This is a genomic window from Nocardia mikamii NBRC 108933 (assembly GCF_001613505.1).
GTDB lineage: Bacteria > Actinomycetota > Actinomycetes > Mycobacteriales > Mycobacteriaceae > Nocardia > Nocardia mikamii.
Genome location: NZ_BDCM01000004.1, coordinates 112,367 through 123,882 on the forward strand (window position 1 = coordinate 112,367; position 11,516 = coordinate 123,882).

Annotated in this window: 6 protein-coding genes; 4 read left to right on the top strand and 2 right to left on the bottom strand. The window is 69.1% G+C overall.

Annotated elements, in window-relative coordinates:
• Nucleotides 1–14: 14 nt before the first annotated feature.
• Nucleotides 15–4,679 carry a glutamate synthase large subunit gene (gltB, locus tag NMI01S_RS05445; protein ID WP_062994906.1) on the bottom strand — a complete coding sequence of 1,555 codons (4,665 nt, stop codon included), beginning with the start codon at nucleotides 4,677–4,679 and terminating at the stop codon, nucleotides 15–17.
• Between the two features lie 719 nt (nucleotides 4,680–5,398).
• On the bottom strand, nucleotides 5,399–6,013 hold the full coding sequence (gene aroQ, locus NMI01S_RS05450; protein WP_062994907.1) for a gamma subclass chorismate mutase AroQ: 615 nt from the start codon (nucleotides 6,011–6,013) through the stop codon (nucleotides 5,399–5,401).
• A 415-nt stretch (nucleotides 6,014–6,428) separates the two neighbouring features.
• Here aroQ and NMI01S_RS05455 point away from each other — a divergent pair, with 415 nt between their 5' ends.
• From NMI01S_RS05455 to NMI01S_RS05470, 4 genes are all read left to right on the top strand, one after another.
• Nucleotides 6,429–8,354 (top strand): DUF4407 domain-containing protein, encoded by a 1,926-nt coding sequence (locus NMI01S_RS05455; protein WP_167669869.1) that lies wholly within the window; start codon nucleotides 6,429–6,431, stop codon nucleotides 8,352–8,354.
• A gap of 221 nt (nucleotides 8,355–8,575) precedes the next feature.
• Complete coding sequence (locus tag NMI01S_RS35770) at nucleotides 8,576–9,490, top strand: hypothetical protein (RefSeq protein WP_245716716.1); 915 nt, start codon at nucleotides 8,576–8,578, stop codon at nucleotides 9,488–9,490.
• A complete protein-coding gene (locus tag NMI01S_RS35775; protein ID WP_062994909.1) occupies nucleotides 9,487–10,521 on the top strand; it encodes a DUF4129 domain-containing protein in 1,035 nt (344 codons plus the stop codon). Before NMI01S_RS35770 ends, NMI01S_RS35775 begins: the two co-directional genes overlap by 4 nt.
• Nucleotides 10,522–10,531: 10 nt before the next feature.
• Nucleotides 10,532–11,515, top strand: coding sequence for an AAA family ATPase (locus NMI01S_RS05470; RefSeq protein ID WP_062994910.1), 984 nt, complete (start codon nucleotides 10,532–10,534; stop codon nucleotides 11,513–11,515).
• Nucleotide 11,516: the final 1 nt, after the last annotated feature.

Sequence of the window (11,516 nt, forward strand, 5' to 3'; positions counted from 1 at the left end):
GCACGTGTCTCACGTTATCCACGTGCGGCCTCCATGATCGCCTCGTCGACATCCCGTCCGGCCTTCTCAGCCTCGGAGATAGCGAGCAATACCTTCTTGTAGTCGCGAGGCATAACCTTCACGAAGTGGTTCACCTGCTGCGACCAATCGCTCAGGATGCGTTCGGCCACCGCCGAACCCGTCGCATCGCGATGGCTCGCGACCACGTCGCGCAGCCAGGTGAAGTCCTCGCCCTCGAGCTGTTCGATATCCACCAGCTCGGAGTTGAGGTTGGCTTCGAACGTGCCGTTCGGGTTGTAGATGTAGGCGATACCGCCCGACATACCGGCACCGAAGTTCCGGCCGGTCTCGCCGAGGATGACCACTCGGCCACCGGTCATGTACTCGCAGCCGTGATCACCCACGCCCTCGACCACCGCGGTGGCACCCGAGTTGCGCACGCAGAACCGCTCGCCGACGACACCGCGGATGAACGCCTCACCGCTGGTGGCGCCGAACAGGATCACGTTGCCCGCGATGATGTTCTCTTCGGCGACGAAGGACTCCGGCGCGTTCAGCGACGGCCGCACCACCAGGTGCCCGCCCGAGAGGCCCTTGCCCACATAGTCGTTGGCATCGCCGAACACCCGCAGGGTGATACCGGCCGGGACGAACGCGCCGAAGCTGTTGCCCGCCGAACCGGTGAAGGTGATGTCGATGGTGTCGTCGGGCAGGCCGGCGCCACCGTAGAGCTTGGTCACCTCGTGGCCGAGCATGGTGCCGACCGTGCGGTTCACGTTCGTGATCTTGGTCTCGAACTTGACCGGCTTGCCGCGCTCGAGCGCATCCGCCGCCTGGGCGATGAGCTGGTTGTCCAGCGCCTTGTCCAGGCCGTGGTCCTGAGTCTTGGTGTTGCGGCGGTCCTGGTACATGAACGCCGTCTCGACATCGTCGAGGATCGGCGACAGATCCAGCTTGCTCGCCTTCCAGTGCTCCTTGGCCTTGGTGGTGTCGAGCAGGTCGACCCGGCCGATGGCCTCGTCGAGCGTGCGCAGACCCAGCGAGGCCAGCAGCTCCCGCACCTCTTCGGCGATGAACATGAAGAAGTTCTCGACGAATTCGGGCTTACCGGTGAAGCGCTGACGCAGTACCGGGTTCTGGGTCGCGACGCCGACCGGGCAGGTGTCGAGATGGCAGACGCGCATCATGACGCAGCCGGAGACCACCAGCGGAGCGGTTGCGAAACCGTACTCCTCGGCACCGAGCAGCGCGCCGATCAGCACGTCGCGGCCGGTCTTCATCTGGCCGTCGACCTGCACCACGATGCGGTCGCGCAGACCGTTGAGCAGCAGCGTCTGCTGGGTCTCGGCCAGGCCGAGCTCCCAGGGGCCGCCCGCGTGCTTCAGCGAGGTCAGCGGCGAGGCGCCGGTACCACCGTCGTGGCCGGAGATCAGCACGACGTCGGCGTGCGCCTTGGAGACGCCGGCCGCGACCGTTCCGACACCCGGCTCCGCGACAAGTTTCACGTGAATCCGAGCCTGCGGATTCGCGTTCTTCAGGTCGTGGATCAGCTGGGCCAGATCCTCGATCGAGTAGATGTCGTGGTGCGGCGGCGGCGAGATCAGGCCGACACCCGGCGTCGAGTGCCGCACCTCGGCGACCCACGGGTACACCTTGTGCGCGGGCAGCTGACCGCCCTCACCGGGCTTGGCGCCCTGGGCCATCTTGATCTGGATATCGGTGCAGTTGGTCAGGTAGTGCGCGGTCACACCGAAGCGGCCCGAGGCCACCTGCTTGATCGCACTGCGCCGCCAGTCCCCGTTGTCCTCCGGCTCGAAGCGGGCCGGCGACTCGCCGCCCTCACCCGAGTTGGAGCGGCCGCCGAGGCGGTTCATCGCGATGGCGAGGGTCTCGTGCGCCTCCGCCGAGATCGAGCCGTAGCTCATCGCGCCGGTGGAGAAGCGCTTCACGATCTCGCTCGCCGGCTCGACTTCCTCGACCGGAATCGCGTGCCGGCCCTCGGTCTTGAACTTGAACAGGCCGCGCAGCGAGGCCAGGCGCTCGGACTGGTCGTCGACCAGCTTGGTGTACTCCTTGAAGATCGAGTACTGACCCGAGCGGGTCGCGTGCTGCAGCTTGAACACCGTGTCCGGGTTGAACAGGTGGAATTCACCCTCACGCCGCCACTGGTACTCGCCGCCGATCTCGAGTTCGCGGTGCGCGCGCTCGGTGCGGTTCTCCAGGAAGGCGATCCGGTGGCGGGCGGCGACCTCGGCGGCGATGTCGTCGAGACCGATGCCGTCCAGCGGCGAGGTCAGGCCGGTGAAGTACTGGTCGCACAGTTCCTGCGACAGGCCCACGACCTGGAACAGCTGCGCGCCGCGGTAGGAGGCGATGGTGGAGATGCCCATCTTGGACATCACCTTCAGCACGCCCTTGCCGGCCGCCTTGTTGTAGTTCTTGACCGCCGCGGCGTAGTCGGCCGCCTTGTCGCCGGTGCTGCCCGGCATCTCCAGCGCGCCGCGCTCGAGCATGTCCTCGATCGACTCGAAGGCCATGTAGGGGTTGATCGCGGCCGCGCCGAAGCCGACCAGCATCGCCATGTGGTGCACCTCGCGGGCGTCACCGGCCTCGATGACCAGGCCGACCTTGGTGCGGGTGCGTTCGCGCACCAGGTGATGGTGCACCGAGGCGGTGAGCAGCAGCGACGGAATCGGCGCGAGCTTCTCGTTGGATTCGCGGTCGGACAGCACGATGATCCGCGCACCGCCGTCGATGGCGGCCGACACCTGGGCGTTGATCGCCTCGAGCGCCTTGCGCAGGCCCTTACCGCCCTTCTTCACCGAGTAGAGGCCGCGCACGACCACCGAACGCAGCTCGGGCCGCGAACCGTCGTCGTTGATGTGGACGAGTTTGGCCAGCTCGTCGTTGTCGAGAATCGGCTGGGTCAGCGTGATGTGACGACAGGACTCCGGACCCGGATGCAACAGGTCGGCCTCGGGACCGATGGTGCTGCGCAGGCTGGTGACGACCTCCTCGCGGATGGCGTCCAGCGGCGGGTTGGTGACCTGTGCGAACAGCTGCGCGAAGTAGTCGAACAGCAGGCGCGGACGCGAGGACAGCACCGCGATCGGCGTATCGGTGCCCATCGAACCCAGCGCCTCACCTCCGGTCTTGGCCATCGGCGAGATCAGCAGGCCCAGTTCCTCGGTGGAGTATCCGAAGATCTGCTGGCGGATGAGCACGCGGTCGTGCGACATGTGCTCGTGCGGACGGTCCGGCAGCTCGGCCAGCTTGATGATGCCCTCGTCGAGCCACTCCTGGTACGGGTGCTCGGCGGCCAGCTGCGACTTGATCTCGTCGTCGCTGATGATGCGGCCCTGCGAGGTGTCGACCAGGAACATGCGGCCGGGCTGCAGACGGGCCTTGCGGACCACCTTCGACGGCTCGATATCGAGCACGCCGACCTCGGAGGCCATGACGACCAGGCCGTCCTCGGTGACCCAGATGCGCGACGGGCGCAGACCGTTGCGGTCCAGCACCGCGCCGACCACGGTGCCGTCGGTGAAGCACACCGACGCCGGGCCGTCCCACGGCTCCATCAGCATGGAGTGGTAGCGGTAGAAGGCGCGCTGCGCCGGGTCCATCGACTCGTGCCGCTCCCAGGCCTCCGGGATCATCATCAGCACGGCGTGCGGCAGGCTGCGACCACCGAGGTGCAGCAGTTCCAGCACCTCGTCGAAGCGCGCGGTGTCGGAGGCGCCGGGGGTGCAGACCGGGAAGATCTTCTCCAGCCGGTTGTTGCCCTCGCTGTCGGTACCGAAGATCTCGGAGTTCAGCAGCGCCTCACGGGCGCGCATCCAGTTCTCGTTACCGGTGACGGTGTTGATCTCACCGTTGTGCGCCACGCGGCGGAAGGGGTGGGCCAGCGGCCAGGACGGGAAGGTGTTGGTCGAGAAGCGCGAGTGCACGATGCCCAGCGCCGACTCCACCCGGTCGTCCTGCAGATCCAGGTAGAACGCCCGCAACTGCGGGGTGGTGAACATGCCCTTGTAGACGAAGGTCTGACCGGACAGGCTCGGGAAGTAGACGGTCTCACGGCCGACCGCACCCTCGCCGGCGCCCTGCTTGCCGAGTTCGTGCTCGACCCGCTTGCGCACGACGTAGGCACGCCGCTCCAGGTCCATGCCGCTGAGCTGCTCGGCAGCGTCGGCGGGCGAGGCGATGAACAGCTGCCGGAACGTCGGCATGGCGTCGCGCGACAGCGCACCCAGGGAGGACTCGTCGATCGGAACCTCGCGCCAGCCCAGAACGGCCAGGCCCTCTTCCTTGACGATCTTCTCGACCCGGTAGCAGGCGCGGGCGGCCTCGCGGCGGGCCTGCGGCAGGAATGCGATACCGGTGGCGTAGGAACCTTCCGGCGGCAACTCGAACGCGGCACCGCTCTCGGCCAGCGCGGCCCGGAAGAACTTGTCCGGGAGCTGGATCAGGATGCCCGCACCGTCACCGGAGTTGGGTTCTGCACCCGCAGCACCACGGTGCTCCAGGTTCAGCAGTGCCGTAATAGCCTTGTCGACGATGTCGCGGCTACGACGGCCATGCATGTCGACGACGAACGCGACACCGCAGGAGTCGTGCTCGTTCGCCGGGTCATAGAGCCCGATCGGTCCAGGTGACCTGTGGCCAGGAAGTTGCGTCATGCCTCTGCCTTCAAGAAATAGGCGCCTTCAACGAAGAGGCCTTCGATTTCGATGCCTTCTTTCCGATGGCCCTCGTCGAAACGCCTCCGCCTAGACTGCGTCCGGACGTTGCGGCGACCAGCGGCGCTGATGGTCATCCCGTGCAGTCAAACTCTCCAGTTGTCCACCCGCTTCGGTTTCGTAGTCGGGTGCTCGGTGGTAGCGGAACTCTGAGGAGTTCCTTACCCACCGCGCCGTGCTCGCCCACTAGGCTGATGCTTGCGGCTCGTGGCCGAGTCGGGGCGACGAGTCGGACATTTCACGTCCGACACCTAGAGCAAACGATAAGTCAGGACCGGAGCCCAACCAACTTAGGTTGTGCTAAATACTCCGTCTACCTGGGCATCTTCATCGGTCCTCCACTACCTGCGCGTTCTCCAGTGTAAAGCAGGCAGCGCGAATCGCTGAGTCGCGTTCGCCACTGCCACCGATAGCGCCTGAGCATCGGCCACGAGCTGGGAGCCCGGTCTTGCGCAACGCTCTCACCTGCGTCGAAAGAGATTTCCCCGTACGCCGCGGCGGCAAACCGGGGTGTAAGGCGGCTAACTCTCCGGACACCTGGAGGAGATATTCCGGATACCGGAGCGACAAGCCACGCCAATGTGCGGACCGTACGGCATCGTTTGCGAATGTGGAGTTCAGCACATTCTGGGCAAACTAAGATCAAGAATGACTGTGGTTTATTTCACATACGTTGCGGGACAAAGCGTTACGGTCGCGCGGACCAGCGCCGCGCCGTGCAGCGCATCCACCCGGCCCGAGGTCACAACGGGGAACACGGCGGCCGCGAGCTGCTGCGCACAATCCGGCGCGCCCAGCACAGCGCGATGCGCCGCCAGTTGATCCAGGATTTCGCCGTTCACCTCGTCGATCACGGGCCGCACGGCCGCCAGTTCCGACGCATCCGACGCGGGCGCGGCGGCCGGATCGAACCGCCACCGGGTGAGTAGTCCGTACTGCACGGTCTTGTTGGCTTCGATCTGGCCGGTGAACACCTGCCGCACCCACCCCTGCGGCAGCCCCGATCGGGTGCCGGCGGCGGCCATCGCGTCGTAGACCTGCGCCTCACGCACCGGATCGTCGACCACGGGAGGCTGTCCGTTCCGCTGTGAAGTGGTCCATTTCGCGGCGGCGACGGCGTCGGCGGTGTTCAGGCGGCGCAGCACCAGCTCCACCAGGGGACTCATCACCGACCGGCCTTCCTCTGCGGGAGCCGCCTGCGCTTGCGGCAGTGCCCGCTGCGCGGTCATCGGCGCCACGATCGCGAATGCCGAGGTGAGGAGCACGGCGACCACGGCGAGACGAGCGCGGTGACCATCGAATCGCGGCAGTGCGGCGTGGGCGTCGACCGCCGCCGCGGAGCCGCCGGTTTGACCCGCATATGGTCCCCCGCTCCGATGAGCACCGACTTCCGGAGTCGCTCGCACGTTCCGCCCTCCTGTCACGGCCGCACCCTTGTGGCGATCGGTGCCGCCTACCCGAGAGTAGGGTTTCGCTCCCCGGCCGTCTGTGAGGCTTACCACATCGATGCCACCGCACTCGGTGGTTCCCTGGTCGGCCTGTCACTCTGAACCTGATTGCGCGCGGCCGCGGCGCTCGGCGGATCACCCGCTCCGCCCGCGCGCGGGGGCACACCACCGCCCGGACCACGATGCAACGACCGTTTCGCCCGGTGGCGACAACGATTGGGACCCAGAGGATGTGAATCCGTTGACCGATCCCCGCGTCTTCGATCAATCCGCCACCGGACGCCCGGCGTCCGAAACCCCGGCGTCCGAAACCCCGGCGGAAGGCTCCCGCGCGTCCGAACCGCGGGCGACGTCCCGGCGGTCGCCGATCGGTGCGCTGACCTGGCTCGGCGGCGCCGAAGCGGGCGGCGGCGACCGGCACGAGGCGTCGACGTACGCCGTCACCGGTGGGGTGGTGCTGCTGTTCGCGGCGCTGTCCGGGGTCGTCGTCGCGGCAGCGGGTGTGGCGGCGCACTGGCCCGCCGCGGTGGTGGCGATCGTCGCGCTGCCGGCGACACTGCTGGTCGGCGCGATTTCGCGAGCGCTGGCCACCGCGCCACTGTCGGAGCGGGCCGGCCGCGGCCGGGCCGAGCGGCTCGGGCGGATCGCGGTCGCCGTGCTCACCGGTGTGGTGGTGGCCGAGTTGGCGAGCACGGTGATTCTCTCCGGATCCGTCGACCGCACGCTCGACGATCGGTCCCGCCGCGACGCCGAATCCGCCGCGACCGTGGTCACCGCGCGCACCGAACTCGACCGGGCGACGGCCGAACGCGCCGCGCTCGCGCAGACCATCGCCCAGGCGCAGGCCGATATGGATCAGGCCCTGGTCGTCGCCCGCTGCGAATACAACCCGACGCCGCAGTGCCCGCAGACCAAGATCACCGGGGTGCCCGGCCGGGGCCCCGAATCACAGACCGCCGACGCGATGCTCGCCGACGCCCGCGGGCGGTTCAACACCGCCCAGGCGCGCATCCAGCCGTCGGACGCGGAGATCGCTACCCGGCAGGGTGCCCTGGAGCAGGCCCGTACCGCTGCCTTCCACACCGGGGACCGCGGTCTGGGCGCGCGCTGGCTGGCCATGAACGACTACACGACCGGACATATCGGCGCGCTGCTGTTGCGGCTGCTCACGATCGCGATCGCGGTGGTACTGGCCCTGCTGCCGCTGATACTGCGGTCCTGGCGTGGCGAATCGTCGTTCGACCGCGCCGTGGCCGCCCGTGCCGAAGCCGACCGCGCGGCGCGGGCCGCCGACACCGCGGTCGCCGTCCAGCACGCCGAACACCGGGTGGCCGCCGCGCAACTGGCGCTGCACGCCGACACCGCCATCGATCGCGAACGCCAGCGCAAACGGGTGATCGCCGCGATCGGCAACCTGGAAATCGGCATCACCGAACCGCAACGCCGGGCGGTGGCCGAATTCGAAGCGCTGGCCGCCCTTCCGCCGGGGGCGCAGACCGCCCCGAACGCACTGCCCCCCGCCGAATCCACGGCCCGAACCGACTCACAGGAGGCGACCGTGACCGCACGGAATCTGCCCGCACAGCTGTCCTCGACCGGCCTCGCGCCGAATTCGCCCGCCGCGCTGCCCGCCCCGCGCGAGGAGGCGAAAAAGGGTGGTGGACTGGAACTTCCGGTGATCGGCACGGTGCCGTTCACCGATACCGCGGCGCGCTGGATCCGGCCGCTGGTGCCCGGATTCGTCACCTCCGCACTCGACCGGACCATCGACACCGCGACCGCACCGCTGCGGACCGTCCGTCAGGTCTTCGAAGAGGCGGAGGAGATCACCTTCACCCTCAAACGCACCCGCAAGGTGACGGTGAACTCCGAGGATTCGCACGATCCGGCGGCGGGCTACGCGCATCCGGGCCAGGCGCTGCCGAATGCGCCGTACGCCCAGGTCCCCGCTGCGTACCCGTACGACGCCTACCAGCACGACCCGCGCTACGCCGCCTACCGGCACGACCCGCGTTATGCGCGCTACGCGGCCCTCCCGTATCGGGATCCCGCGGCCCACCCCGGTCTGCCGGAATCCGGCCCGTACGGCGAATTGCCCGCCGCCGACGCGACCGCACTCGGCTACCGCGCCCCGCGCGAACTGCCGCCCGGCTCCGGCCGCGACTGACCGCAGCCGGGGACCGGAGGCGCCCGGCATCCAGGCCGGTCGCAGCGCTGTGGGCGGCGCGGTTCGCCGTCGCGTGGTGGGGGCCGCGTCGGTCGCGTCAGCTCGGCAGCATCGGTCGCGTCAGCTCGGCCGCATCGGTCGCATCCGCTCGGTGGGCGGGCCCGGCCGGGTGGCCGGTCGGATAACCGTCACGTGTCCGGGTCCGTGGATAGACTCGGCCCGTGTTTCCAGCCGTGACCGATCGAGAGGGGCGATCGTCCGCCCACCGCGTGGTGCCGCCGCGCGGTGCCGACGACCGCGACTCCGGAAGTGACGGTGGAGACGACGCCGAACGAATTCCGGTGCGGCCGCTGTCGTGGCGTGAGTTGGCCGATCTGCCCTTCGCGGTGTTGCAGCATCGAATCCGGCTGATCGCCGGACTGGCGGGTGCGGGATCGGCCGCGGCCCTCGGGATCGTGGCCGGGACCACCGCACTGGTGTCGTTCGCGACCGACGGGTCGAGCGCCGGAACCGCCTGGGCGGCAATTCTTTCCACCGCCTGCTGTGCATGGGCGCTGCGGCTGTGGACAGTCGGCGTCACCGTGCCGATCGGGCTCGCCGTCGTCCACGACGAGCCGATCACCGCGCGCACCGCCGCCGAGCGCCTGTTTCCGGTCTCGGGCCGGCTGCTGCTGAATCAGGTGATTTCCACATCGATCGGCTTCGGCATCCTGCTGCTCGGCACACCGCTGATCGTCACCCTCATTCCGGCGGTGATCTGGCTGGCCCGGGTGCATGGGACGAGGTGGCCGATCGCGCCGGTCCTGTTCACCGAATCGATCCCGTACAAGGCGGCGGTTCGACGAGCGAAACTGCTCGCCACCGGCCGCGTGATGCCGTTGGCCGGTCTGTGGCTCTATCTGCGCGGCGTGCTGCTGATGCTGGCGGCGCCGGTCGCGGGGCTCCTGGGCTTCCTCTCCGATATCTCCGGAACCCATCGCTGGGCGGTCGTCACCCTGTTGTCCGGTGCGGTGCTGCTGATTTCGGCGTTCGCCGCGGCGGTGGACGCCGCGGCGGCGGTGGTGGTCCATATCGACCGGCGCTGTGGCCGCGAGGGTGCCGATATCCGGATACCGACCGGGCAGGCGGCACGGTGACCGACCGTGACGCCCGGCCGGATCGGCCCTCGGCGCCTCCTCCACCGACACTCGGCCCGGCCGCCCAGCACCGCGCGGCGGCCGAATCCGCCGCCGGGCACGACGACTTCGATACCGCACTGCGCGAACGCTTCCGCGCCGTCGTCCGCGGTCTCGAACAGGGCGGGGTGCTCGACGTCCGCCGTTCGCGGACCGCGCGCGAAACCGCATCGGCCGCAGGACGCGCCCTTCCCGGTACCGCAGCCGAATTCGACGGCGCCGCACACAGTTTCGACGAGATCGTCTACGGCGGGCGCACCGCCACCCCGGACGAATATCAGCGCCTCACCTCGGCCGACCGGTATTCGCTGGCGCCGCCGCCACCGCCGGACCCGATCGAACAGCGGCGCTCGGCCCGCACGCGGCGTGGCCGGCGTCAGCTGCCGCCACTGCCGCTGTTGTTGCGCGACAGACGTTTCTGGGCGGTCGTCGTGGGCGCGCTCGTCGTCGCGCTGGTCGTGTACCTGCTGTTCCGGCTGGCCGCCGCACCGACGGCCCCACCGCAGCCGACGCAGCCGCACTCACCACCGCCCGATCACCCGGATGTCCGCCCACCCGATGTGGGTGAGGGCAGCGATTCGATCTTCCAGCGCTTGCCGCCCTGGCTGGCCTACGGCGGATCGCAGGCGCTGATCTTCGCCGCGGTCGTGGTCTGGTGGCGCGCCCGCCGCCGCGGTGCCGTGGTGAGCGAACCCCGCCCGGTGCAGGTGGCGGCCGGTGAGCTGCTCGCCGGTCAGGCCGCGCTCTACCGCAGCACCAAGGATCGCGAGCATGTCGCGGCGAAACTGCGCGCGGCCACGCTGCGGCGCATCCGCGGCCGCGTGGACCTGCGAGCCGACGCCGCGCCGGAACGAGTGAGCGCGGTGATCGGCGCCCGGATCGGCATCGATCCCGGCCGCGTCGCCGCAGCCTTCTACGGGCCCGTCGCCGACGATGTGGCGCTGGAATACGTTGCGGCACAACTGGACTGGATCGAATCGGAAATAGGATGACGGAGACCGGATGACGACGGCGCAGACCAACCACACCCCCACCGCCGACCAGGCGCTCCGGGCGCTCGGCGAGGTGCGCGCCGAGATCGGCAAGGCCGTCGTCGGCAACGACCACGCGGTGCTGTACCTGGTACTCGCGCTGCTGTGCCGGGGCCATGTGCTGTTGGAAGGTGTTCCGGGCGTGGCGAAGACGCTGCTGGTGCGATCGCTGGCCGCGGCGCTGGAACTCGAGCACACCCGGGTGCAGTTCACTCCGGACCTGATGCCGGGCGATGTCACCGGCTCCCAGATCTACGATCCGCATTCGGCGGAATTCACCTTCCGCCGCGGCCCGGTCTTCACCAACCTGCTGCTCGCCGACGAGATCAACCGTACGCCGCCGAAAACCCAATCGGCACTGCTGGAGTCGATGGAGGAGCGGCAGGTGTCGGTGGCCGGCGTGCCGCAGCCGCTGCCCGATCCGTTCGTGGTGATCGCGACCCAGAATCCGATCGAACAGGAAGGCACCTACCCGCTGCCGGAGGCGCAGCTGGACCGGTTCCTGTTCAAGGTGGACATCCAGTTGCCCGGCCGGGACGACGAATTCCGGATTCTGCAGCGCCACGCCGCCGGCTTCGATCCGCGCGATCTGGGCGCGGCGGGTGTGCGGCCGGTCGCGGGGGCTGCGCATATCGCGGCGGCGCGGGCCGCGGTCGCGCAGGTGACGGTCAATCCGGAGGTGCTGGCCTACATCGTCGATCTGTGCCGCGCCACCCGCACCTCCCCCGCGGTTCAGCACGGTGCGTCACCGCGCGGGGCGACCGCGGTGCTGGCCTCGGCTCGGGCCCTGGCCTGGCTGAACGGGCGCGCCTTCGTGACACCCGACGACGTCAAAACCGTTGCGGTGACCGTCCTGCGGCATCGTCTACAGCTGCGTCCCGAGGCCGAACTGGACGGCGTGACCGGTGACGGCGTGATGTCCTCGCTGTTGGCCGCGGTCCCGGTTCCGGTGTAGC